20 protein-coding genes, 1 other RNA gene and 1 pseudogene are annotated in these 24,653 nt (G+C 62.8%); 12 read left to right on the top strand and 10 right to left on the bottom strand.

Features of this window, described 5'->3' with window-relative positions; genetic code table 11:
• Positions 1-67 precede the first annotated feature (67 nt).
• Positions 68-3,772 carry an AsmA family protein gene (locus tag GGI60_RS02850; protein ID WP_183912771.1) on the top strand — a complete coding sequence of 1,235 codons (3,705 nt, stop codon included), beginning with the start codon at positions 68-70 and terminating at the stop codon, positions 3,770-3,772.
• 66 nt (positions 3,773-3,838) lie between these two features.
• Here the strand turns inward: GGI60_RS02850 and GGI60_RS02845 are convergent, their stop codons facing one another.
• The 4 genes from GGI60_RS02845 to ssrA form a co-directional block, all read right to left on the bottom strand.
• Entirely contained in the window at positions 3,839-4,063 is a 225-nt protein-coding gene (locus GGI60_RS02845) for a ribbon-helix-helix domain-containing protein (RefSeq protein ID WP_064682680.1), read from the bottom strand.
• Positions 4,064-4,167: 104 nt separating this feature from the next.
• The gene (locus GGI60_RS02840; protein ID WP_011426047.1) at positions 4,168-4,362 is read right to left on the bottom strand and encodes a DUF4169 family protein; all 195 of its coding nucleotides are present in this window, start codon (positions 4,360-4,362) and stop codon (positions 4,168-4,170) included.
• 51 nt (positions 4,363-4,413) lie between these two features.
• Positions 4,414-4,929, bottom strand: a complete 516-nt coding sequence (locus GGI60_RS02835) for an SspB family protein (RefSeq protein WP_183912773.1) — start codon at positions 4,927-4,929, stop codon at positions 4,414-4,416.
• Positions 4,930-5,057: 128 nt separating this feature from the next.
• Positions 5,058-5,421, bottom strand: a transfer-messenger RNA (tmRNA) gene (ssrA, locus tag GGI60_RS02830).
• 111 nt (positions 5,422-5,532) lie between these two features.
• Here ssrA and GGI60_RS02825 point away from each other — a divergent pair.
• From GGI60_RS02825 to GGI60_RS02805, 5 genes are all read left to right on the top strand, one after another.
• Complete coding sequence (locus tag GGI60_RS02825; protein ID WP_183912775.1) at positions 5,533-6,327, top strand: thymidylate synthase; 795 nt, start codon at positions 5,533-5,535, stop codon at positions 6,325-6,327.
• Positions 6,328-6,340: 13 nt separating this feature from the next.
• Positions 6,341-6,859, top strand: coding sequence for a dihydrofolate reductase (locus tag GGI60_RS02820; protein ID WP_183912777.1), 519 nt, complete (start codon positions 6,341-6,343; stop codon positions 6,857-6,859).
• Positions 6,860-7,009: 150 nt separating this feature from the next.
• A complete protein-coding gene (gene hflK / locus GGI60_RS02815; protein WP_183912779.1) occupies positions 7,010-8,095 on the top strand; it encodes an FtsH protease activity modulator HflK in 1,086 nt (361 codons plus the stop codon).
• Positions 8,096-8,098: 3 nt separating this feature from the next.
• On the top strand, positions 8,099-9,067 hold the full coding sequence (gene hflC, locus GGI60_RS02810; RefSeq protein WP_183912781.1) for a protease modulator HflC: 969 nt from the start codon (positions 8,099-8,101) through the stop codon (positions 9,065-9,067).
• Between the two features lie 195 nt (positions 9,068-9,262).
• Positions 9,263-10,960 (top strand): Do family serine endopeptidase, encoded by a 1,698-nt coding sequence (locus tag GGI60_RS02805; protein WP_183912783.1) that lies wholly within the window; start codon positions 9,263-9,265, stop codon positions 10,958-10,960.
• 315 nt (positions 10,961-11,275) lie between these two features.
• Here GGI60_RS02805 and serB read toward each other — a convergent pair whose 3' ends face one another.
• A complete protein-coding gene (gene serB / locus GGI60_RS02800; protein WP_183912785.1) occupies positions 11,276-12,166 on the bottom strand; it encodes a phosphoserine phosphatase SerB in 891 nt (296 codons plus the stop codon).
• Here serB and miaA point away from each other — a divergent pair.
• Complete coding sequence (miaA, locus tag GGI60_RS02795) at positions 12,165-13,061, top strand: tRNA (adenosine(37)-N6)-dimethylallyltransferase MiaA (RefSeq protein ID WP_183912787.1); 897 nt, start codon at positions 12,165-12,167, stop codon at positions 13,059-13,061. The genes serB and miaA overlap by 2 nt on opposite strands.
• Positions 13,062-13,093: 32 nt before the next feature.
• Here miaA and GGI60_RS02790 read toward each other — a convergent pair whose 3' ends face one another.
• Positions 13,094-14,569, bottom strand: a complete 1,476-nt coding sequence (locus tag GGI60_RS02790) for a PLP-dependent aminotransferase family protein (protein WP_183913871.1) — start codon at positions 14,567-14,569, stop codon at positions 13,094-13,096.
• A gap of 94 nt (positions 14,570-14,663) precedes the next feature.
• On the opposite strand from GGI60_RS02790, the gene GGI60_RS02785 reads away from it, so the two are divergent.
• Positions 14,664-15,278, top strand: a complete 615-nt coding sequence (locus GGI60_RS02785; protein WP_183912789.1) for a LysE family translocator — start codon at positions 14,664-14,666, stop codon at positions 15,276-15,278.
• A 19-nt stretch (positions 15,279-15,297) separates the two neighbouring features.
• Positions 15,298-16,224: a dihydrodipicolinate synthase family protein gene (locus tag GGI60_RS02780; RefSeq protein ID WP_183912791.1), complete on the top strand. Its 927-nt coding sequence runs from the start codon at positions 15,298-15,300 to the stop codon at positions 16,222-16,224.
• On the opposite strand, the gene GGI60_RS02775 is transcribed toward GGI60_RS02780, so the two are convergent.
• A complete protein-coding gene (locus tag GGI60_RS02775) occupies positions 16,209-18,248 on the bottom strand; it encodes an ATP-binding protein (RefSeq protein ID WP_183912792.1) in 2,040 nt (679 codons plus the stop codon). The genes GGI60_RS02780 and GGI60_RS02775 overlap by 16 nt on opposite strands.
• Before the next feature lie 323 nt (positions 18,249-18,571).
• Here GGI60_RS02775 and GGI60_RS02770 point away from each other — a divergent pair, with 323 nt between their 5' ends.
• Both GGI60_RS02770 and ilvN read left to right on the top strand, forming a co-directional pair.
• Entirely contained in the window at positions 18,572-20,362 is a 1,791-nt protein-coding gene (locus tag GGI60_RS02770) for an acetolactate synthase 3 large subunit (protein ID WP_183912793.1), read from the top strand.
• Between the two features lie 23 nt (positions 20,363-20,385).
• Positions 20,386-20,958 (top strand): acetolactate synthase small subunit, encoded by a 573-nt coding sequence (gene ilvN / locus GGI60_RS02765; protein ID WP_010034065.1) that lies wholly within the window; start codon positions 20,386-20,388, stop codon positions 20,956-20,958.
• A 150-nt stretch (positions 20,959-21,108) separates the two neighbouring features.
• Here the strand turns inward: ilvN and GGI60_RS02760 are convergent, their stop codons facing one another.
• Positions 21,109-21,957, bottom strand: a complete 849-nt coding sequence (locus GGI60_RS02760) for an aldo/keto reductase (protein ID WP_183912794.1) — start codon at positions 21,955-21,957, stop codon at positions 21,109-21,111.
• Between the two features lie 136 nt (positions 21,958-22,093).
• Between GGI60_RS02760 and GGI60_RS02755 the strand changes: the two are divergent.
• Positions 22,094-22,686: pseudogene (locus tag GGI60_RS02755) on the top strand (LysE family translocator).
• Here the strand turns inward: GGI60_RS02755 and GGI60_RS02750 are convergent.
• Together GGI60_RS02750 and GGI60_RS02745 are read right to left on the bottom strand one after the other, a co-directional pair.
• The gene (locus GGI60_RS02750) at positions 22,678-23,154 is read right to left on the bottom strand and encodes a DUF2269 family protein (RefSeq protein ID WP_183912796.1); all 477 of its coding nucleotides are present in this window, start codon (positions 23,152-23,154) and stop codon (positions 22,678-22,680) included. The pseudogene GGI60_RS02755 and the gene GGI60_RS02750 sit on opposite strands and share 9 nt — an antisense overlap.
• Entirely contained in the window at positions 23,154-24,422 is a 1,269-nt protein-coding gene (locus tag GGI60_RS02745; RefSeq protein WP_183912797.1) for an SDR family oxidoreductase, read from the bottom strand. The genes GGI60_RS02750 and GGI60_RS02745 overlap by 1 nt, the downstream gene beginning before the upstream one ends.
• Positions 24,423-24,653 lie beyond the last annotated feature (231 nt).

Raw genomic sequence — 24,653 nt, 5'->3', positions numbered from 1 at the left:
TGGGCCTTGCCCCCGGCATGAATAGCGCTAGTGTCGGCAACAGAATCCCGAATGGAGAATCCTTGCATTGGTAGGCCGGTTCCTCGTCTTTCTGGGGGGAGTGATCGTCGTAGCGCTGTTTGTGGCGCTGCTTGCGCCGCTTTTCATCGACTGGACGGATTTCCGCAAGAACTTCGAGGATCAGGCAAGCCGCATCATCGGTAAGAAAGTCACCGTCCACGGCACGGTCGATGCCCGCCTGTTGCCGTTTCCGTCGGTCACGCTGCATGACGTGCGTGTCGGCCAGGAAGCCGACGGCACGCCGATCGTCAAGGTCGAACAGTTTTCCATGGATGCGGAGCTTGCGCCTTTCCTGTCGGGCGAGGCGCTGATCTTCGACATGCGCGTCGTCAATCCGAAGGTGCGCCTCAGATTGCTCAAAGACGGCACCCTCGACTGGATGCGCGGCAGCCGCGCCGAAATACCGGCGAAAACGGTCGTCCTCGAAAATGTGCATGTCAGCGGCGGCGAGGTGGAATTCATCGACGACCAGTCGGGCCGGGGCCGCCGCATCACCGGCCTGAATGCAGAGATGTCCGCCAAGTCGCTCGCCGGCCCCTGGCGCATCGAGGGCGATGCGGCGCTCGACGGCGAACACGGGAATTTCTCGATCTCGAGCAGCCAGCCGGACGAGAAGGGCGTGCTGCGCATGCGCACGAAGCTTTCCCCTGATAAGCACCCGGTCAGCATCGATCTTGACGGCGAGCTGAAGCTCGTCGATCGCAAGCCGAATTACCAGGGCCAGCTTTCAGCGGCGATCGAAAACCGCAACAGCGCCAAATCGGCCAACAAGAACGAGCAGCCGCCGCGGGTCAAGGGCCGCTTCGAACTCACCAATGAACGCATCCGTATTCCCGAATACCGGATGGAGATCGGCCCGACGGACGATCCCTATGTCATAACAGGCGAGGCGACGCTCGACACCGGCAACGCGCCGGAATTCCTGCTGACGGCCGACGGTCAGCAAATCGACGTCAACCGCATCGGCAATGAAGGCGCGGCCGGCAAGACAACGCGGGATCCCGCGGTTTCGGCGCGCCAGCGATTGAATTCGCTGATCGATATCGTCGCGCAGGTGCCGATCCCGCAAGTGCCGGGCAAGGCGAGCGTCAAGCTGCCGGCGATCGTCGCCGGCGACACGACGCTGCGCGACGTGCAACTGGAGCTGCAGCCGGCCGGCACCGGCTGGATGATCGACAGGGCCATCGGCACGCTGCCGGGGCGCACACTGGTGGAGGGCAAGGGCAAGCTCCTGCTTCAGGGTGAGCCCTCGTTCAACGGCCAGATCGTGTTGGCCTCAAGCCAGCCCACGGGGCTTGCCTCCTGGCTGGCGGGCTCAGTCGATCCGGCCATCCGGCAATTGCGGCAGGCGGGTTTTTCCGCCAATGTCAGCCTCACTCATGAATTGCAGCGGTTCGAAAACCTCGAAATCGCCGTCGGGTCGGCGACGCTGAAGGGCAGACTTGAGCGACAGGCGATCTCAGGTCAGACGCCGACCCTATCGGTGGCGCTGAACGGCGACACGCTCGATCTTGACGCGCTACAGGCGCTGGCCGGCCTCGCGACAGGCCAGGACAGCGGCGACAATGTCCTCGATCACAAGATCGCCGCCCAGCTGAAGGCCGACAAGTTCACCGCCTTCGGTGTCGAAGCCGAGAATGTCGAAACCACCTTCACGATCGCCGACGGGGCGCTTGCGGTCGACCGGTTGTCGGTCAAGAATCTCGCCGGCGCCGAGCTGACGGCGACGGGCCGGGCGGAAGGCTCGCTGCTCGACTACAAGGGTACGGGTGAGATCACCTTCAAGTCGGCCGATCCCGGCGGCTTCTTCACCATGCTGCGCGAGCATCTGCCGCACCACCCAGTGCTCGACCGGCTTGTGCGCAATGCCGGCTGGTACGGCAATACGGCATTGCGCGGCGCGCTGACGCTCGGTGGCGAGGAAGGCAATGCGCTGACGGTGACACTGGCCGGTGTCGCGAACGGCAGCCGCGTCAATCTCGACTATCGCATGTCCGATCTGCTGGCACTGACCGGCAACGGCACCACGAGCCTCGAGGCGACGCTCGAAAACGCCGTGCCATCCATCCTCTTCGGCCAGGCCGGGCTCGACCCGCTGCCGGTCGATGTCGGCGCCAACGGCCGCCTGACGCTTAAGGTGAAGGCATCGGGCAATGATCCTGCCGATGCGGCGCTGACCTTCGCCACCGACCGGACTTCGTTTACCGCTAACGGCAAGGTCGATGTCCGGCCGGAGAGTTTCATGAATGGTCAGATCGCGCTTTCGCTCGATAGCGCTGATATCGACCCCTATCTCATCATGAACGGCATCGCCCTGCCGCAGACCGGAACGGGGTTGCCGTTCAGCCTGCAGGTCAATGCCGCCGTCGACAGCGACAAGATCGCCTTGTCCGATATCAAGGGGCATGCGGCCGACAACGCATTTTCAGGGGCACTGAACTTCGATCGGAAGGCCGCGAAGACGACAGCAAACGGCGCGCTGACGCTCTCCAAAGTCGATGCCGGCTGGATTGGCGAGGCCGTGTTCGGCCAGATCGTCGATCCCGCCAACGGTGCGCTGACGAAGGCCCCGCTGGGCTTGCCCGTCTTCAAGGATCTCGACGTTAAGGTGAAACTTTCGGCCAAAGAGTTCTGGCCCGGCCTGCCGGAAACGGCGGTGTCCGATTTTACCAGCAACGTCGTCTATAAGGGCGACGAACTTCAGCTCAACGACATGGCCGGCAACTGGGACGGTGGCAAGCTCTCCGGCAACCTGCTTTTTACCAATGCCGACGGCACCGGCTTCCTGCAGACGAAGCTTGCGCTTGCCGATTCCGATCTTGCCGGCGTCGTCTGGCTGCGTGACGGTGCGCCGATCGCCAATGGTAAGTTCGGCCTGTCGCTGTCGATGGAGGCCTCGGGCAAGACGGTCAGCGAAATCGCTAGCTCGCTCAACGGTTCGGGTGAATTGCGGCTCGGCGACACCAGCATACGCGGGCTGAACCTTGCCATTCTTCCGCCGCTGCTTGCCGCGACCGACACGATGCAGGAACAGATCAATGCCGGCAAGGTGCACCCGATCGTCGAGACGCTGCTCAGCAACGGCGAAGCGAAGCTGCCGCCGCTCGGCATTCCTTTCAATATTGCCGACGGGACGCTGAGGGTGCAGAATGTCACCGTCGCCAACGATTTGGCCCGCGTCACCGCTGATGCGCAGATTGCGCTGCCGGAAGAGCGGATCAGCGCGACGGTCGGTATCGGCCTCAATCCCGGTACGGAAACGCTTCCCGGCGCCGAGCCGGCGCTCAGGCTGAATTTTTCCGGCCTGTTGCCGTCCCCCGGCAAGACGATGGATGTGACCGATATCACCAGCTACCTGTCGCTGCGCGCCTTCGAACGCGAACGGCGGCGCGTCGAACGGCTGCAGGCAATCGTGCTCGAAAAGCAGCGGCTGCGTCGCGAGGCCGCGCTCTATCGGTTCAATGACGCCGAGCGCGTCAGGGCCGCCGAGATCGAGCAGCAACGGCATGCGGAGGAAGAGCGGCTGCGCGCACTGGCACAGGCAGCGGCGGCGCAGAAGGCGGCCGCCGAGGCCGAGGCCGCGCGCGCGGCAGAAGCCAGGGACAAGGCCGATGCGCAGGCGAGAGCGGCTGCGGAAGCGGCGCGGCGGAGCGGGCAGGCGCAGCCCGGTCCGCTCAATTTCGATCAGCTGCCGGACGTTCAGGCGCAATGACGGCGCGTCTGATTGACCTGAGGCGCTGCAGGTCATCGTGTCGGCGAAATCGCCTTTATATCTGCGTCACGGCTGGCGGCCACCGCCGGCCTTCGCCCAGGAAAGCACATGGAGCCGCAGCGCCGAGGACAGGTTGCTGTCTGGCTGGCGGTGGTCGTCGATCTCGGAAATGAGGGCGGCCAGCGACATCGAGCGGCCTGCCGCGATCGTCTTCAGTTCGGCCCAGAATTCATCTTCCAGCGAAAAACTGGTGCGATGGCCATGCAGTGTTGCCGAGTGCTTCCGGATCATGAAGGACGTTCACATCGCAATCGGCTTCGAAGGTCGATTCAAGCAAATCGGGCAAGTGGCTGATCGCAGATTCGTTTTCGGCTTTTCAAGCTTTGCGTGAAGCCTCATGCGCCGTCGTCATCCGTCTCGATCCGGCCGTCGCGGTGCGCCTTGTCGGCCTTCTCGTTCAGGCTGCGGGTGAGCTGCTTTTCGGCCTTGGTGCGCCCGAAGGAAATGCGGTTCTGCTCGGCCTGTTTTTCTTTCTCGGAGCGGGCCTGCTTCTTGCGGAACTGGCGCAGATTGATGATTTCGGCGCTCATGCGGTGGCTGAAATCCCTTAAGAAAAAAGGAGGCTGGGCCTCCCTTTGAAATCACTGCTTCTTGCGGAAGGAATCGAGCGAGACGACGGAACCGGGTTTCTTCTCTTCGCCGTCGGCCGGTTTTGCGCCGGCGGTTTCGTCAGTCTTTCCTGCGGCATCGACCGGATAGGCGGTAATCTCGCCGGACGGCAGCTCCTCGCCGTCAGCGAGCGGCACGTCGAATTCGAGCTCGAAGTTGACGGAGGGATCGTAGAAACCGCGGATCGCATTGAACGGAATGACCAGCTTTTCCGGAACGTCGGAGAAGGATAGGCCAATTTCGAAATGCGTCTCGGTGATCTTCAGGTCCCAGAACTGGTGCTGGATGACGATGGTCATCTGCTCTGGATATTTCGACTTCAGGTGCTGGGAAATGCGCACACCGGCCGCACCCGTCAGGAAGGTGATGAAGAAGTGATGGTCGCCGGGCAGACGGCCCGTCGTTGCGACTTCCGCCAAAACCTTGCGGATGACGCCGCGAAGTGCATCCTGCGCCAGAATGTCGTAGCGGATATGATCCTGCCCCATGCTTTTCCTGTCTTTCGTCGGTTCGGAAGTCTTTTCACAAGGTTATATGCCACGTCCGGGCGCCTTGGGAAAGACCGGAGCCGAGTCACGTTTTTTCGCAGCATACATGATTTCGTCAGCAGGGAGAAGGTGAAGGCTTCTGTTGCCAGGTGCCTTCGGACCCCGCCTAGAGGTGCGAACCACTAGGACTTTGATTGAAGTGTCACACCGCGATTAAGCAGCGAGACGAGCTTCCGCATAGTTGTCGTTTGCAACTACAATTTTAGCCCGATAACGGCGGTACAATGCCGAGCAAAAAGTCGATCTTTACACCCTTGTCGATCCTGTTTCGCCCCCATCAAAAGCCGGCCTTCCTTTGCCGCCGGTTTTTGGTGGAGGCGCCGGGTACCGCCCCCGGGTCCAATAGGTTTATTACACCGCTCATTTATTGCCATAGTCGGCCCGAAAGCCGGCAAGGCTGATATAGTGATTTCCTTCGCCCAAGGAAAGGGTAATCGTCACAAAAGCTTTATTTCCGGCAGCAGAAAGCACGGGAAAATGCCTGCCGGCGATTGGTTTCCTGAAGGCGAAGGCTTAAATTGGAGAAAACGGAATCAGCGCGACATGCAGCAATATCTCGATCTCCTGAAGCACGTGATGGAAAAGGGCTCCGACCGGGGCGACCGCACCGGCACCGGCACCCGCTCGGTCTTCGGCTACCAGATGCGCTTCGACCTCGAAGAAGGATTTCCCGTCCTCACGACGAAGAAGCTGCATCTGCGCTCGATCATCCACGAGCTTTTGTGGTTCCTGAAGGGCGAAACGAATATCCGCTATCTCAGGGAGAACGGCGTCTCGATCTGGGATGAGTGGGCCGATAAGAACGGCGACCTCGGGCCGGTCTATGGCGCCCAATGGCGCTCCTGGCCGGCACCGGATGGCGGCCATATCGACCAGATCGCCAATCTCGTTAAAGGCATCCTCAACAATCCGAATTCGCGCCGCCACATCGTCTCGGCCTGGAATCCGGCCGAAGTGGACAATATGGCGCTGCCGCCCTGCCATTGTCTGTTCCAATTCTATGTCGCCGACGGCAGGCTCTCCTGTCAGCTCTACCAGCGCTCCGCCGACATCTTCCTGGGTGTGCCGTTCAATATCGCCTCCTATGCGCTTTTGACGATGATGGTGGCTGCGGTGACGGGGCTCAAACCCGGCGATTTCGTCCACACGCTCGGCGACGCCCATCTCTACCACAACCATTTCGACCAGGCGAAGCTGCAGTTGACGCGCCGGCCGAAGCCACTGCCCTTCATGCGCATCAATCCCGACGTGAAAGACATTTTCGGCTTCACCTTCGATGATTTCGAGCTGATCGGCTACGAGGCCGATGCCAGCATCAAGGCGCCGATCGCCGTCTGATCCGGGACATTTCATGGCCGATATCCGCAGGACCATCATCGCCGCCGTTGCCCGCAACGGCACCATCGGCCGCGAGGGCGACATGCCGTGGCGGCTGTCGAGCGACCTCAAGCGCTTCAAGGCGCTGACATTGGGCAAACCTGTCGTGATGGGCCGCAAGACCTACGATTCAATCGGCAAGCCGCTGCCGGGACGGCCGAACGTCGTCATCTCGCGGCAAGCGGCGATCGACCATCCCGCTATCAGTATGGCGCATTCGCTGCCCGAGGCGATAGACGCGGCTGAAAGGCTGGCGCTCGAAACGGCCGCCGACGAGATCTGCATCATCGGCGGCGGCCAGATCTACGCGCAGGCGATCAATCTTGCCGACCGGCTGTGCATCACCCATGTCGAGGCCGATCTCGATGGCGATGCGTCGTTTCCCGAGATCAATCCCGATCTCTGGCAGGCGGGAGAGACGATCGCGGTGCCGGCCGGCGAAAGGGACAGCTATCCCACCCGCTACGTCGTCTATGACCGCCGCCGTGGCTGAAAACGAACTATTTTCCAATTAAATTGACCAAGTTTCTCACGCTGCGTTGAAAGCCGGTGCGGTGATACCTATAACGGTCACCAACGCATCCGCCAGTTAGCCCCCACGGTCCAGGATGCGGGGAAGACTTTAACGAACAACGAGGTTTTGATGCCCTGGAGCAATCAGAATGGCGGCGGCGGCCCTTGGGGCGGCGGCGGTAACAATCAGGGGCCATGGGGTCAGGGGCCGAACCGACCACGCGGCAGCGGCGGCAAGGGCGGACCGCCCGATCTGGAAGATATTATCCGGCGCGGCCAGGATCAGCTACGCAACATCGTTCCCGGCGGTTTCAACGGCGGCGTGGCGGTGATCGTTTTGGCGATCGTCGCCGTCTTCTGGCTGATCCAGTGCGTCTACACCGTCCAGCCGGACGAACGCGGCGTCGAGCTGCGCTTCGGCAAGCCGCGGGAAACGGTGTCGATGCCTGGTCTGCATTTCCATTTCTGGCCGATGGATACTGTCGAGATCGTCAAGGTCACCGAGCAGCTGCTGAATGTCGGCGGCACGCAGGGCAGCAGCAATACGGCCGGCGGGCTGATGCTGTCGGGCGATCAGAATATCCTCAACGTTCGCTTCAACGTGCTCTACCAGATCAGCGATGCGCGCGCATATCTCTTCAACGTCGAAAGCCCGGCGCAGACGCTGCAGCAGGTTTCCGAAAGCGCGATGCGCGAAGTGGTCGGTCGCCGTCCGGCGCAGGATGCGTTCCGCGACCGGCGCCTGGAGATCGCCAGCGAAGTCGCCAATATCATCCAGGATACGATGTCGCGTTACAATTCAGGCATTTCGGTTAATAAGGTGACGATCGAGGACGTGGCGCCGCCGCGTGAAGTGGCCGATGCCTTCCAGGAAGTGCAGCGCGCCGACCAGGACAAGCAGCGCCTGGTGGAAGAAGCCAATCAGTACGCCAACCAGAAGCTCGGTCAGGCACGCGGTGATGGTGCTCGCATCCGCGAAGATGCAGCCGCTTACAAGGACCGCGTCGTCAAGGAAGCGGAGGGCGAGGCGCAGCGCTTCATAGCCATCGACGAACAATATTCGAAGGCGCCCGACGTCACCCGCAAGCGGCTGTTCCTGGAAACGATGGAACAGGTGCTGAAGAATTCCAAAAAGGTCATCATCGATGAGAAGCAGGGGGTCGTACCCTATCTGCCGCTCAACGAGATCTCCAGACCGTCGCAGCAGGGAGGTTGAGCCATGACTTCGAACAGGCTTCCCGTCATTCTCGTCATCCTCGCAGTCGTGCTGGTCGGGCTTTATTCATCGGTTTACGTGGTCAATGCCCGTGAACAGGCGATTGTCGTACGCTTCGGTGAGATCCAGTCGGTCAAGACCGAGCCCGGCATCTATTTCAAGCTGCCGTTCAGCTTCATGGACGCGGACCGCGTTCAGCTCGTCGAAAAGCAGAAGCTGCGTCTCGACCTCGACAACATCCAGGTGCAGGTCAAGGGCGGTGCGACCTTCGACGTCGACGCTTTCGTGATCTATTCGATCAACGATGCCCGCCGTTTCCGCGAAACGGTCTCCGGTGATCGCGATGCGGCCGAAGCCCGGCTGCGCACCCGCCTCGATTCGGCATTGCGCCGCGTCTACGGTCTGCGGGAATTCGATGCCGCACTTTCCGACGAGCGCGTGTCGATGATGCTCGAGGTGCGTGACGATCTGCGTCCGGATGCCGAGCTTCTCGGACTGAACATCGAGGACGTACGCATCCGCCGCACCGATCTGACGGCCGATGTGGCGCCGAACACCTATAACCGCATGCGCTCCGAGCGTCTGGCCGAGGCCGAACTCTTGCGCGCCCAGGGCACGGAAGACGGCCTGCGCCGCCGGGCGATCGCCGATCGCCAGGTGGTCGAGATCACCGCGGATGCCCAGCGCGATGCGGAAATCCTGCGCGGTCAGGGCGATGCCGAACGCAACCGCGTGTTCGCCGACGCCTTTTCCAGGAACCCCGCCTTCTTCGAGTTTTATCGTTCGATGGCGGCCTATTCCTCGGCGCTTTCCTCACAGGATACGACTCTGGTGCTGTCGCCCAATTCGGAATTCTTCCGTTATTTCGACAACGCCGCCGGCGCTCTGCAGCCGCAGACAAATCCAGGTGCGCCGGCTGCGGCGGTTCCCGGCACGGCTGCGCCCGCAGCCCCCGCCCAGCCGGCGAACTGACACCGCGGGCGCTGTCGCACAATTGGAAGGGTCGGCCCGCGCCGGCCCTTTTTTCATGCGCTGATTGAGTCAATCGGGCTTTGGCGAGGAGGTGTCCGATTGCACGGGGATTTCGCGAAAAGGTGATTTCGCCCTCCATCATTCCGCCTTATGCTGGTGCTCAATGTGCGCATTTACCGCTTATGAGGAAGCTTGATGGCCCCCACGATTGGCTCGCCCTTCAGACGAACGCTCGCGCTTATGGCCGGCGCTGCAATTCTGGCGCAAGCCGGCGTGAGCGGGATTGCGTTTGCGCAAACAACGCCTGAAACAGCAGCACCCGGGGTTGCCGCGCCTATTCCGGCTGCCCCCGCGGCACCGCAGCAGGTCCCACCCATTCAGGGCGTCGTGCCGAACAACGGTCCGGCTTCCGTCGCCGATCTCGCCGAAGGGCTGCTCGACGCGGTGGTCAACATCTCGACCTCGCAGAATGTGAAGGACGACGAGGGCGTCGGCCCGGCGCCGCGCGCGCCCGACGGATCGCCATTCCAGGAATTCTTCAACGACTTCTTCAACAAGCAGCAGGGCGGCAAAGGCCCCAACCACAATGTCAGCTCGCTCGGCTCCGGCTTCGTCATCGACCCGACCGGTTATATCGTCACCAACAATCACGTGATCGAGGGTGCCGACGACATCGAGGTCAATTTCGCCAATGGCTCGAAGCTCAAGGCGAAGCTGATCGGCACGGATACGAAGACCGACCTTTCGGTGCTGAAGGTCGAGCCGAAAGCGCCGCTGAAAGCGGTCAAATTCGGCGATTCCAGCGAGATGCGCATCGGCGATTGGGTCATGGCGATCGGCAATCCGTTCGGCTTCGGCGGTTCGGTGACGGTCGGCATCATTTCCGGGCGTGGCCGCAACATCAATGCCGGTCCCTACGACAATTTCATCCAGACGGATGCGGCGATCAACAAGGGCAATTCCGGCGGCCCGCTCTTCAACATGAAGGGCGAGGTGATCGGCATCAACACGGCAATCATCTCGCCGAGCGGCGGCTCGATCGGCATCGGCTTTTCCGTGCCGTCCGAACTGGCTTCCGGCGTTGTCGAGCAGTTGCGCCAATATGGCGAGACGCGGCGCGGCTGGCTTGGCGTGCGCATCCAGCCGGTGACCGACGATATCGCCGATAGCCTCGGCCTCGATACAGCCAAGGGCGCGCTGGTTGCCGGCGTCATCAAGGGCGGCCCCGTCGACGACGGCTCCATCAAGGCGGGCGACGTGATTTTGAAATTCGACGGCAAGGCCGTCAATGAAATGCGCGATCTGCCGCGTGTCGTGGCGGAAAGCACGGTCGGCAAGGAAGTCGATATCGTGGTGCTGCGCGACGGCAAGGAGCAGACTGTCAAGGTGAAGCTTGGCCGCCTCGAGGACAGCGATCAGGCGGCATCCGGTGGCGCGGCGCCCGATGGCTCGCAGGACGACGGCGTGATCACCCCTGATCCCGACGAGAATGACGACATGGACCAGCCGGATACCGGCGATCAGGTTCAGCCCGTCCCGGGCGCGCCGGCGCCGGACCAGAATCAGGGCCAGGTATCGCCGGATGCGGCAACACCCAAGAACGTGCTCGGATTGTCGCTGTCGCTGTTGAGCCCAGAGACACGCAAGGCTTTCGGCATCGCCGAGAGCGTCGACGGCGTCGTCGTGACCGAGGTGGCGCCCGGTTCCGCCTCGGCCGAAAAGGGGCTGAAGCCAGGGGACGTGATCGTTGAGGTGGCGCAGGAATTCATGAAGTCACCGGACGCGGTCGCGGCTAAAGTGAAATCGCTGAAACAGGAAGGCCGCCGCAACGCTCAGCTGATGATCGCATCGGCAAACGGCGATCTTCGGTTCGTGGCAGTGCCGATGGAGTAGGGGGCTGCGGCGGTGATGAACGAGCCGCCGAGGTCTCCTGTTCCCCCTCATTCCTGTGACGAGTACAGGAATGAGGGAAGAGAGGGTGTGCCGTGTGGCACCCCCTCTGCCCTGCCCGGCATCTCCCCCACAAGGGGAGATCGGATATGGCCTGCGCCTTCTACCTATCTATCGTTTCACCGTGCTGGACCTTAATTGTTTGGGGAAGCCGGTGCGCCCAGCCGATCTCCCCACCTGTGGGGGAGATGCCCGGCAGGGCAGAGGGGGGCGGCCACGGCACACGGGTGAAGGCGGGGAGTGTGTGCCGTGTCGGCGTTAACCCATCACAAAATCCGTCTTCCGATAGCCCTGGATATAGAGCAGCGCCGTCAGGTCCGCGTGGTTGATACGCATCTGCGCCTGGGCGGCGACCGTGGGTTTGGCGTGGAGGGCGACGCCGGAGCCGGCGAGCTGCAGCATGCCGAGATCGTTGGCGCCATCGCCGACGGCGATCGCCTCCTTCGGCGAAATGCCGAGACGTGCCGATATTTCGCTCAGCGCATCCACTTTCGCCTGCTTGCCGAGGATCGGTTCGGCGACGAATCCGGAGAGGATGCCGCCATCTTCGAGGAGCGTGTTGGCGCGGTTTTCATCGAAGCCGAGCGTAGCGGCGATAGGGCCCGTAAAGACGGTGAAGCCGCCGGAGACGAGGGCGGTGTAATGGCCTTTCGACCTCATGGTCGCGATCAGCTCCAGGCCGCCCGGGGTGAGCGTGATACGCCGGGCGATGACCTCGTCGACGACTGAGATCGGCAGGCCTTTCAGCAGAGCGACACGCTCACGCAAAGCGGGCTCGAAGGCGATCTCGCCGTTCATAGCGCGGGCAGTGATGGCGGCGACCTTCTCCTTCAGGCCGACTTCGGCAGCGAGTTCGTCGATGCATTCCTGGCCGATCATCGTCGAATCCATGTCGGCGATCAGCAGCTTCTTGCGGCGGGTCTCCTGCTCCTGGATGACGAGGTCGATCGGCGCGCCAGCGATGACGGCGAGGATATTGGCCTCGGCCGCCTGCCCATCCGTACCGTCACGCAGCGCGATGTCGCAGGCGACGCCGTCGGCCAGCCAGTAGAGACCGGAGGCTTCCACGGCCTCGGCCGCCTGTTCGGCGATAGCAGGGGTCAGAACAGGGTTTGACGGATTGGCAACAAGCGTGGCAACGAGGGCCATGATGGAAAACCTTCTGAGCGTAGAGAACGCGATCCTGATAACCGGGCCGACCGCCAGCGGCAAGTCCGCGCTCGCCGTCGAATTGGCCAAGCGCTATGGCGGCGCGGTCGTCAATGCCGACAGCATGCAGGTCTACGACACCTTGCGGGTGCTGACCGCGCGCCCGTCGGAACACGAGATGCAAGGCGTGCCGCATCATCTCTACGGCCACGTGCCGGCAGGGGCCGCCTATTCCACCGGCGCCTGGCTGCGCGACGTCTCGGCGCTGCTGCCGGCACTGAAAGCCGCCGGGCAACTGCCGGTCTTCGTTGGCGGCACCGGGCTCTATTTCAAGGCACTGACCGGCGGCCTTTCCGACATGCCCGCGATACCCGAGGCACTTCGGGAGAAACTCAGGACGCGGTTGCTGGAGGAGGGGCCGGAAAGACTCTATAGCGAACTTGCCGCAATTGACCCTATCGTGTCGGCAAGCCTTAACCGCCAGGATGGGCAGCGCATCGTCCGGGCGCTGGAGGTGATCCAGGCGACGGGACGGTCGATCGCCGATTTTCAGGGGCGGTCCGGACCAGTTCTGATCGACGCGGAGAAGGCCCGAAAGATTGTCGTGCTGCCGGATCGGGCGGTACTGCATGCCCGCATCAACGGCCGTTTCGAAAAGATGCTGCAGCAGGGCGCCGAAGACGAGGTGAGGGCGCTGCTTTCCCTCGGCCTGCCGGCCGAGGCGCCTGTCATGAAGGCGATCGGGGTGTCGCAGATCGCGGCGATGCTGAAGGGTGAGATGACGCGCGAGGAGGTGCTGGAGAAGGGGGCTGCGACGACACGGCAATACGCCAAGCGGCAAATGACCTGGTTCCGCAATCAGATGGACGAGAGCTGGGAGCGGCTGCCCCTATAGTGCGCAGGTCCGGGCCTGCCCTGCAGGTGCGGTTACGAGCTGCGGTGCAAAAGTTTGGCGAGTTCGGCCACCGCCGCCTGTAGTTGCTCCTGCGGAAAGCCGCCGAAACCCAGCATCAAGCCGGGGCGCGCCGGCTGCGCGCCATACATAGGGGAGATCGCCCGCACTGCGAGTCCGGCCGAAAGGGCGCGCCCTGCCAGCCGCACGTCGTCGGCTTCCTTGGGCAGCCATAGAAGGATGTGCATGCCCTGGTCGCTCGGCTGAACATGGCACCCTTCCGGCAGAACCCGCTCGAGCGCCGCGAGCAGAACAGCGCGGCGTTCGGCATAAAGACCCCGAATGCGCCTGATATGCGCCTCGAAATAGCCCTCCCTGATATAGGCGGCCAGAACGTGCTGTTCTGATATCGGCGAATGCCGGTCGAGAATGGCGCGTGCGCCGGCGAAGGCTTCTGCGAGCGGCGCCGGCGCGATGACATAACCGAGACGCAACGACGGAAACAGCACCTTGCTGAAAGTGCCGAGATAGATGACGCGCGACGGACGCAGCCCCTGCATGGAGGGAAAAGGGTGTCCGGCATAACGCAGTTCGCTGTCGTAGTCGTCCTCCACGATCCAAGCTCGGTTCTGTTCGGCCCAGGCGATCAGGGCGTTGCGCCGCGCCATGCTGAGCGGCATGCCGACCGGATATTGGTGTGAAGGCGTGACGAATGCGGCGCGCGCTTCCGGGCAGAGTTCGAGGCCGCGCTCCACATTTATCCCTTGTGCGTCGACCGGGATCCGATGCGTCCGAACGCCGAGATCGTCGAGCACCGCCGTCAGGCCGGGATAAGCGGGATCCTCGGACCATACCGGGTCGTCACGCGACAGAAGAACCCGGCCAGCCATGTAGAGGCCTTGCTGGGTGCCTGACGTAACGATGACCTGCTCGGGTTCGCAATGAACGGCCCGCGCGCGGCGGACGTGATCAGCGATGGCGATGCGCAGCTCGAGCACGCCCATCGGATCGTGGTAGCCCGCGGGTGCGGCCCGTCTTGAGGCGCGCATTCGATTGCCGACACGGCGCCAATTATCGTCGGGCGCAATGCCGGAAGCGGGCACGGCGATGGCGAAGGGAACGGGCGGGTGAGGGGTCAGCGCACGGGCGATCGGCATCAGCCGGGCAGCCGGGGCAGGCAGCTCCATCGCCTCTGCCGACGCCGGCGCGGGCGGTGGCGGCGGGAGTACCGACGCCATGTCCGTCAGGGCGGCGGCAACACGGGTTCCCGCACCCACTCTCGCTTCGAGATAACCTTCGGCGGTCAACTGGTCGAAGGCTTCGACGACGGTGCCGCGGGCGATCTTCAAAGAGGCGGCAAGGCTGCGCGTCGAAGGAAGGCGCTCGCCAGGCCTCAGTTCGCCGCAGGCAATGGCGTGCCGCAGCGCCTGTGCAAGCCGGCGGCCGACATGGGCCGATCTGTCGATCCCGTGGAGAGATGGAATTTCGATGGTCGCCCGCCGCTTGGACATTGCAGAATGGTCCATAAAGATTCTTGAAAATGGCGCTTCATGATGAACCAATTTTAGAAGAGAAGGAAGCCTCAGCGACTTCTGGAAAACGGACATGCAGGATCTTCTCGTCGTCTATATCGCCTATGTCATCGCAGCCGGAAGCCCGGGGCCAAGCAACATGGCGATCATGAATGTCGCGATGAGCCAGGGACGCCGCCCGGCCCTGGCGCTTGCCGCCGGCGTGATAACGATGTCGACATGCTGGGGACTGATTGCCGTCACCGGCATTTCGACCCTGCTGGTAGGCTATGCTCATGCCCTGTTGTTCATCAAGATCGCGGGCGGGCTTTACCTTCTTTGGCTCGCCTGGAGGGCGGCTCGTTCGGCGGTGGCCGCGGATGCGCCGGTAGGCGAACCAGCCCGGCCGTCGACGGCCTTCGGCGTGCTCTACCGCCGTGGGATCCTGATGCATCTCGGAAACCCCAAAGCCGTTCTGGCCTGGGTCGCGATCATGTCGCTCGGCCTCAAACCGGGCGCTTCGCCCGAGATGGCAATGACGGCTTTCGGTGGCTGTGTGCTGCTCGGGATATCGATATTCGCCGGTTATGCCCTGCTGTTCTCGACAGCGCCGATGGTGCGCGGCTATGCCAGGGCGCGCCGCTGGGTCGAGGCGGGCCTCGCCGTGTTCCTCGCGGGCGCCGGATCGCGGCTGCTGTTCTCAAACTAACGCTTTTCAGGATCACATCATGTCTTCGGCTTCTCCCTTTCACGGCCTTTCGGCCTTTCCGGCAACGCCCGCGAATATCGCCGGGCGCGTCGACACCGAAGCCCTCGGCCGCCTTCTGGAACGCTTGTGCGACGCAGGCGTCGCCTCTATCGGGCTTCTCGGCAGCACCGGGATTTATGCTTACCTCACGCGCGAGGAGCGGTTGCGCGCCGTCAAGGCCGCGGCCGAATGCGTCGCCGGCCGTATTCCTCTCATCGTCGGAGCCGGGGCTCTCAGAACGGACCTCGCCGTGGGTCTTGCCAGGGATGCCGAGGCGGCCGGTGCGGATGCTCTTCTGCTGGCGCCGGTCTCCTATACGCCGCTGAGGCAGGAAGAAGCTTATGAGCATTTCCTGGCGGTGGCGAAGGCAACGAAGCTGCCGGTCTGCATCTACAACAATCCCGGCACGACCCATTTCACCTTCAGCCGGGAGCTTCTGCAGCGCCTCTCCGATATCGAAACGATCAGGGCGGTGAAGATGCCGCTGCCTGTTGACGGCGATTTGCCAGTGGAACTTGCGGCCTTGCGGGAGAAGACTGATCTCGCGATCGGTTACAGCGGCGATTGGGGCGCGGCCGATGCGCTGCTTTCCGGCGCAGACGCCTGGTACAGCGTCATCGGCGGTTTGCTGCCGCGCACGGCTCTCGGCCTGACCAAGGCCGCCATGGCCGGCGACATCGATGAGGCACGCCGGCTCGATAAGCTGCTCGAGCCGCTATGGCAAACCTTCAAGGCATTCGGAAGCATCCGCGTGGTCTATATGCTGCTCGAGCATCTCTCACTCGCCCGGGCGGAGCTTCCGCGACCGCTTTTGCCGCTGAAATCAGCGGACCGCCAACGTGTGCTGGAGATCGTCGAGCCGCTGATCGCTCTGGAGGGCGGACGGAAGGCTCAGTCCTTGTTGTAAAGGCTGCTCAGCGGCTTTTTCAAAATGCTTTCGCGCAGCGACGCGCCGGGTTCCCGGCGGGTGATGGCCGGTTGGTCCGCCTGCGGCGCAGGTCGCGGAAAGATCGGTTCCTCGCGGCGCATCTCGCGGCGTAGCGCATCGAGCCGCGGATCGACGGATGAAGGGGTGGCCGGGTCCAGCCGCGGCGTCTGCGGCAGCAGTTCGCGCCGGTAGGATTCGAGAGGCGCTGAAGCCGGGGGTGGCGAGGCCGGTGGAGGCGGTGCGTAGGGTTTGGCCTCGAGAAGCTCGTCGGCGTCATTCTCCTCGTCGGAACCTGCCGCCGATGCGCCGAAGCTCTGCTGGAAATTCGAAATGTCGGGCGTGACCGTCACCGCCCGCATGCGGGTGACGATCTTGCGCAGATCGACCGTATCCGGATCTTCCTCGCTGTGTTTGCTATTGGCGCTGGCAGCCTTCGGCAACAGATTTTCCTCGACGCGAGAGAAGCGCATGCGCATCGGCACGCTGATCGCTTCGCCGAAGGCGATCGCCTCCCCATTGCCGATCGACGAGATGAAGCTTGTCGTCGAGATCGACGAATTCGGGATGGCCGAGCGGATGATTTCCTGGTCGCGGTCGTTGGCCAGGCGCATGGCAAACAGCGTCGAGCACTGCGACAGGATCGTCTGGTCGAGCTCGCCCGGCCGCTGGGTGATGATCCCAAGCGAGACGCCGTATTTTCGGCCTTCCTTGGCGATGCGGGCGATCGCCTGGCGCGTCGGCACGAAGCCGAGGCTGGGATCGGAGGGGATATAGCGGTGGGCTTCCTCGCAGACGACGAGCATGTGGATGGCGCCGTCACTCCAGAGTGCCACCTCGAAGGCCATGCGGCAGAGCACGGAGGCGACCGAATTGACCACTTCAGAAGGAATGCCGGCAAGCTGGAAGGTGCAGATCGGCCTGCTGTCTCCGGGGATGCGGAAGATTTGCGCGATGGTGTCGGTGATCGTGTCGCTGATCGTGTTGTTGGAAAACATGAAGTGATAGCGCGGATCGTTGATCGCGGCGATGAGGCGCATCTTCAGCGACCGCAGGGCGGGTTTTTCGGCGCGGCCCTCGAGGCGGCCGATGCGCTCATCGATCAGCGCCAGGAGATCGGCCATGCGATAGGGAACCGGCGTATCGGCGGTGATCGAGCTTTTTTCCGTTGTCCGGCGCACCAGTGAGTTGTCGCTGCCGCGGAAGGCGCGCTTGGCCTCCGGCATGATGTCGCGCAGCATGTCGAGCTCTTCGGGCACCGGCGGGCGGCCGCGAAAGACGACTTCGGCGAATTCTTCGAGCCGCATCAACCAGAAGGGCAGGTCGAGCGTATCGGTATCGATGGTAACCGCGTGCTTGGGAAAGGCGGCGGCGAATTCATTGTGCGGATCGAGGATCAGCACCCGCAGCTTCGGATCGGCCACGATCGCCTTATGCAGCAGCAGCGATACGGCCGTCGACTTGCCGACGCCGGTCGAGCCAACGACGGCGAAATGCTTGGAGAGCATCGAGGGAATGTGGATCGCCGCATCGATGCTTTCGTCCTGCGTCAGCTTGCCGATGACGGCGGTCGTGCCCGTTCCGGCATCGTAGATGCGCATCAGGTCGGCGGCGCGGATGCGGTGGGCGATGGCGCCGAGATAGGGATAACGCGAGATGCCGGTCGAGAATTCCTCGCGTCCGTCCTCATCAACGCGAACTTCGCCGAGAAGTTCGGTCTCGATCTTGAAAGTATTGTCCTCGCCTTCGCCCCAGGCGTGGCTGCCGGTGTTCATGGAGTAGACGAGGGCGACGACCCGGTTGCGGCCGACGCTGATCGAGATCAGCCTGCCGACGGACCAGAGTTCGGTGAGATCGGTGTTGCCCTCGACGGCGACGGCGGCAATCGTGGCTCTCGATCCGCTGCATGCAACGACGCGGCCGAGAAAGCGATTTCCCGGCGCATCGCCGTCGCGTCTGTCGTGCTCGCTTGCCTTGCCAGACATGCGCAAGTCGTTGTTGAGCAAAGGCTACTCCCTGCGGTAGCGTTAAAGAATAAAGTTGATCCTTTAACAAATCCTTCATCCTATCGATTTTCAGGGGCGAAGGCGCGGGGCAGTTTTTTATTGCGGCATGCGTTGACGCTGCGAAATTTTCTGTCTATCACTTCCGGCCATGAAAATCGCAACGGCTCTTATCGTGGTGGGAAGGCGCATGGGCAGGATGGTGTAACCATCCGGCGACAGCCACCCATGCGCTAGATGACAGGCTCCTCCGGGGCCTTTTTTTGTGCCCGAATTTCGGGCTTCCGGCCACAAACGCAAATCCCAGCATCAAACGGAACAGACAGATGAGCACGGACAATCAGGCGGCAGGCAATCGGATGACGGGAGCGGAGATCGTTCTCAAGGCGCTGAAGGACAACGGCGTCGAACATATCTTCGGCTATCCCGGCGGCGCGGTTCTGCCGATCTATGACGAGATCTTCCAGCAGGACGATGTCAAGCACATCCTCGTGCGCCACGAGCAGGGGGCGGGCCATGCGGCCGAAGGCTACGCCCGTTCCACCGGCAAGGTCGGCGTCATGCTGGTCACCTCGGGTCCCGGCGCCACCAATGCGGTCACGCCGCTGCAGGACGCGCTGATGGATTCGATCCCGCTCGTCTGCCTGACCGGCCAGGTCCCGACCTCGCTGATCGGCTCCGACGCCTTCCAGGAATGCGACACGGTCGGCATTACCCGGCCCTGCACCAAGCACAACTGGCTGGTCAAGGACGTCAACGAGCTCGCCGCCATCATTCATGAGGCCTTCCGCATCGCTCAGTCCGGCCGTCCGGGCCCCGTCGTCGTCGATATTCCGAAGGACGTGCAGTTTGCGACCGGCACCTACACGCCGCCCGCCGATTACCCGATCCAGAAGAGCTATCAGCCGAAGATCCAGGGCGATCTCAACCAGATCCATGCGGCAATCGAGCTGATGGCCAATGCGCGCCGGCCGATCATCTATTCCGGCGGCGGCGTCGTCAATTCCGGGCCTGAAGCCTCCAAGCTGCTGCGCGAGCTGGTCGAGCTCACCGATTTCCCGATCACTTCAACGCTGATGGGCCTCGGCGCCTATCCGGCGTCGGGCAAGAACTGGCTGAAGATGCTCGGCATGCACGGCTCCTATGAGGCGAACATGGCGATGCATGACTGCGACGTCATGGTCTGCATCGGCGCCCGCTTCGACGACCGCATCACCGGCCGTCTTAACGCCTTCTCGCCGAATTCGAAGAAGATCCACATCGACATCGATCCGTCGTCGATCAACAAGAACGTTCGCGTCGATATTGGTATTCGCGGCGATGTCGGCCATGTGCTGGAAGACATGGTCCGCCTGTGGCGGGCGCTGCCGAAGAGGCCGGAGAAGAACCGTCTCGCCGATTGGTGGAGCGATATCGCCCGTTGGCGGGCGCGCAACTCCTTTGCTTACACCAAGAGCAACGACGTGATCATGCCGCAATATGCGCTGGAGCGTCTCTATGCGCATACCAAGGACCGCGACACCTACATCACGACCGAGGTCGGCCAGCATCAGATGTGGGCAGCCCAGTTCTTCGGCTTCGAACAGCCGAACCGCTGGATGACCTCGGGCGGCCTCGGCACGATGGGCTACGGCCTGCCGGCGGCGCTCGGCGTCCAGATCGCCCATCCCGGCAGTCTCGTCATCGACATTGCCGGCGACGCCTCGATCCAGATGTGCATCCAGGAAATGTCGACGGCGATCCAGTATGATGCGCCGATCAAGATCTTCATCATGAACAACCAGTACATGGGCATGGTGCGCCAGTGGCAGCAGCTGCTGCACGGCAACCGCCTGTCGCACTCCTATACCGAGGCGATGCCTGATTTCGTCAAGTTGGCGGAAGCCTATGGCGCGGTCGGCCTGCGCTGCGACAAGCCGGATGAGCTCGACGACGCCATCGCCGAGATGATCGAGGTCAACAAACCCGTCATCTTCGATTGCCGCGTCGCCAATCTCGCCAACTGCTTCCCGATGATCCCATCGGGCAAGGCCCATAACGAAATGCTGCTGCCCGACGAAGCCACGGATGAAGCGGTCGCCAACGCGATCGACGCCAAAGGCCGTCAGCTCGTATAACGATAAGGTAGGAACCCAGGACCATGAACGCACATCTTCAGCCCACGGGCTCTGCCTACTTCATCTCGCCGGAAACGACGGCGATCGAGAGCCATACGCTTTCGGTGCTCGTCGATAACGAACCGGGCGTTCTTGCCCGCGTGATCGGCCTGTTCTCCGGCCGCGGCTACAATATCGAAAGCCTCACGGTTTCCGAGACCGAGCATCAGGCGCATCTCTCCCGCATCACCATCGTCACCCGCGGCACGCCGCACGTGCTGGAGCAGATCAAGGCGCAGCTCGATCGTATCGTGCCGGTTCACCGGGTCGTCGATCTGACGGTGCGCGCCCGCGAACTTGGCCAGGAACGGCCGATCGAGCGTGAAGTGGCGCTGGTCAAGGTGATCGGCGAGGGCGAGATGCGCGCCGAGACGCTTCGGCTTGCCGATGCCTTCCATGCCAAGGTCGTGGATGCAACGATTGATCACTTCATCCTGGAGATCACAGGCAAATCCTCGAAGATCGATCAGTTCATCGCGATCATGAAGCCGCTCGGCCTCATCGAAGTCTGCCGCACCGGCATCGCGGCGATGAACCGCGGCGCGCAGGGAATGTGAGGCACAAAAGCTTCATCCCTTCCTCGGCGTCATCCTCGGCCTTCTGCCGAGGATCTGCCCACGTATCGAGCGGCGCAGATGCTCGGGACAAGCCCGAGCATGACGAAAGAGGAGTTGGCGGGCTTGTCAGCAGTTTCGGGTCGCTGGAGATCACAGCATCTCCAGCGACTTTTTCATTGCCGGCGGCGGGAAGGCGGCGTCGAGCGCCTGCCAGTCCTCATCGGTGATCTCAAGCGAGACGCAGTCGCGGTTCTCCGCCACGCGTTCGGCATTCGACGTCTTCGGGATGGCGATGACGCCGTCGCGTTCGAGCAGGAAGGCGAGCGCCAGCTGGGCGGGAGTCGCCTGATAGGCCTTGGCGATGTGGATGAGTTCGGGATGATGCAGGATATGTCCCTGCTCGATCGGCGAATAGGCCATGATGGGAATGCCGCGGCTCTGGCACCAGGGCAGGAGATCATATTCGATGCCGCGGCGGGAGAGATTGTAAAGCACCTGGTTGGCGGCGACATTGGCGCCGTCGGGGACCCTGAGCAGTTCCTCCATGTCGTCGGTGTCGAAGTTGGAGACGCCCCAGGCGCCGATCTTGCCCGATGCCTTCAGCATTTCGAAGGCGGCGACAGTCTCGGCCAGCGGATGGTTGCCGCGCCAGTGCAGGAGATAGAGGTCAATGCGGTCTGTGCCAAGCCGTTCTAGGCTGTGTTCGCAGGCTTCGACCGTGCCTTTCAGGCTGGCATTCCAGGGATAGACCTTGCTGACGAGGAATACCTCGTCGCGCCGACCCCGGATCGCCTGGCCGACGATCTCCTCGGCGCCGCCGTCGCCATACATTTCGGCGGTGTCGATCAGCGTCATGCCGAGATTGATGCCCGCCATGAGGCTTTCAATCTCCATCTTGGCATGGCCGGCATCCTCGCCCATGGCCCAGGTTCCCAGGCCGAGCGCCGGCACTTCCGTGCCGTTTGGGAATTTGACGGAAGGGATGGGGTCGTCCTGCATGATTTTATCCATTTTTCAGGAGATTGCGTAGCGTTCTTATCTTTCAACCAATCCTGTCACCATGACAATCATGTAATGGCGTCAGGAGTTTAGGGCAGTTACACTGACCTAAATAAAGCCGGCTTCGGGAGGTCGCATGCAGCTGGATACGTTTCTCGCCCTGTTCTCTTCGCCTTCACGACGTCGATCACGCCGGGGCCGAACAATATGATGCTCTTCGCCTCGGGCGTGAATTTCGGCTTCCGCAGGACGATCCCGCATATGGCCGGCATCGGCGCCGGTTTCTTTTCGCTGCTGATCGGCGTCGGCCTCGGGCTCGGGGCGCTGCTGCACACGATGCCCCTGGTCTATACGGTTCTGAAGTTCGCCGGCGGCGCCTATCTTGTCTGGATCGCCTGGAAGATCGCCTCCTCGCGTTCGCTGAGCGAAGGCAGGAGCAGTGCGGCGCCGATGTCCTTCGTCTCGGCGGCGGCCTTCCAGTGGGTCAACCCGAAAGCCTGGGTGATGGCGGTCACGGCAATGGCGACCTACACCAATCCCGAACTCTACCTTGCGAGCGTGCTGATCGTCGGCCTGGCTTTCGCGGTGGTCAACTTGCCGAGCGTCTCGACCTGGGCGGGCTTCGGCTCGGCACTCAGGAAATGGCTTTCCGATCCCGTGCGGCTGAAGTGGTTCAACATCACCATGGCGGTGCTTCTGGTGGCGAGCCTCTGGCCGATGTTAAAATGATGCGATCGCCGGTTTCGTCAGCATCAGCCAAAAAATGCCGATGACGGCTGAGAAGGCCGGGAAGCCGAAAGCGAACCAGACGCGGTAGAGGCTGAAATAGGACGGCGGCAGGGCGCTTGCCGATGCCGCAGCGGCGCGGGCGAGATCGCGCAGGCGGATCTGGATCCAGACGACCGGCAGCCAGAAGAGACCGGTGATGACGTAAAGCAGTAGCGAGAGAGCTATCCAGCCTTCCGACAGGTCCCAGCCGATCATGCGGGCGAGGAGATAGCCGGTCACCGGCTGGAGAATCGCGGCGGTGGCAGTAAAGACTGTATCGGCGATCACCACCGTTTCGGCGACATGAGCGATCAGGGCGGGATCACGCGTGCGGTGCGCCATCACCATGAAAAAGGCGATGCCGGCACCGGTGCCGAAGAGCACGGTCGCGCCGATGACATGGGCAAGCAGCAGCCATTCCTCGAGCATCAGCGTTCATCCAGGGTGGCAAGCGCTGTCAGCGTCAGCAGGACCGACGGCAGCACCTTGACGAGGGGGCCGAGCGGATCGAGCCAGAGCGCGGGTTCGAGAAGGGTGCCGCCAGCGAGATAGGCCAACGAGACGGCGAGCATGCCGAGAAGGGCGCGTCTGGCGAGCGGGCGAACAAGCACGGCGGCGCCGAGCGCCACATCGATGAGGCAGGTCGCGAGCGTCAGCGCCGTTGCCGCCGCTTCGGGCATGAAGGGCAGGAAGTGCGCGGAGGCCCTTTCCAAAAAAAGCAGCGGGATCAGGCCGGAGAGCAGCCAGAAGGCCGACAGGCCCGATATGACGAGCGGCTTCAGGAGATAGAGTCTGGCGAACCAGAGATCCTGCACGCCGGAGGGATTGGCCGCGAGCGTCGCCGCCGCCGATGTCGCGGTGAGTCCGCTTTCTCCCTTGCTTCGTATGCCCTCCGACATCACGGTCATCGCCGTCGAGCGCAGCGGCGAACGCCAGCCGAGCAGGCCTGCCATATCGGCAAGCCAGGTCACCGGTCGCGTAAGCCAGGGAGCAAGCGAAAAGACGCGGACAGGCGCCAGGCCCAGCCATTGCCGGTGAAGGCTGACAAGTTTGGCGAGCGTCAGCACCTCGCTGGATGCGAGATCGATATCGCCGCGAAGGTCGCTTGCGATCGCCCGCGACACGGACTCCGCCACATCATCCACCGAAAGCGTTTCGACCGGGCTTTCCGCATGGACGAGCGGCAGCGCCAGCGGAAAGGCGGCGAGCGCTCGCAGCAATGACGAGCCGCCATGGGCATTGCGGCCGAGCACGAGGGCAGGGCGCAGGATGAGATGAGGCAGGCCGCTTGCCGCCAGCGCTTCGTCGGCCCGCCGCTTGGTTGCGAGGAAGGGCAGTTCGCCGGCCGCGCCGGCGGTCCTTGCCGATATCTGCACGATCAGGGGACGGGACCGTTTCGCCGCGGCATAGAGCGCCAGCATCGCATCCCCCTGGGTCGCAGCGAGATCGTCCGAGAGCCCGTCCTGCAGGGCGCCGGCGCAGTTGACGACGGCGTGCTGGTCTTTGAGGAAGCCCTCCCAGCCCTCGGGCTTTGTCATCCGCGAGAGGTCAGCCTGCCGCCACTCGATCGCCGGTTGCTTCAGGCGGGCTCGCGCGGGATTGCGGCCGAGCCCGGTCACGGCGTGCCCGTCCGCAACGAGCCGGGCCGCGACGACGGAGCCTATGAAGCCGGTTGCGCCGAGAATCAGGATGTTCATGGCGGGAGATTAGCGGAAAAGTTTGAGCGGAATAGGAGGGCTTGGCGGGGTTGTGGTGTATGGTAGAAAGAGCAGTGAATATTTCCCCGAAGGATGTTTTGAGGGAAGGCGAGGCGTCGCTTCGTTACCCCTTCTCCCCAGAGGGGAGAAGATGCCGGCAGGCAGATAAGGGGTGAGCGGCGAAAGCCGCGAATGCACGGAGCGCAAGCGAGGGCCAACAATGACGGGTGT

It is taken from the genome of Rhizobium lentis, assembly GCF_014200175.1.
GTDB lineage: Bacteria > Pseudomonadota > Alphaproteobacteria > Rhizobiales > Rhizobiaceae > Rhizobium > Rhizobium mulingense.
The sequence above is the reverse complement of the archived record's forward strand: the minus strand, read 5'-3'. Positions and strand labels throughout refer to the sequence as shown.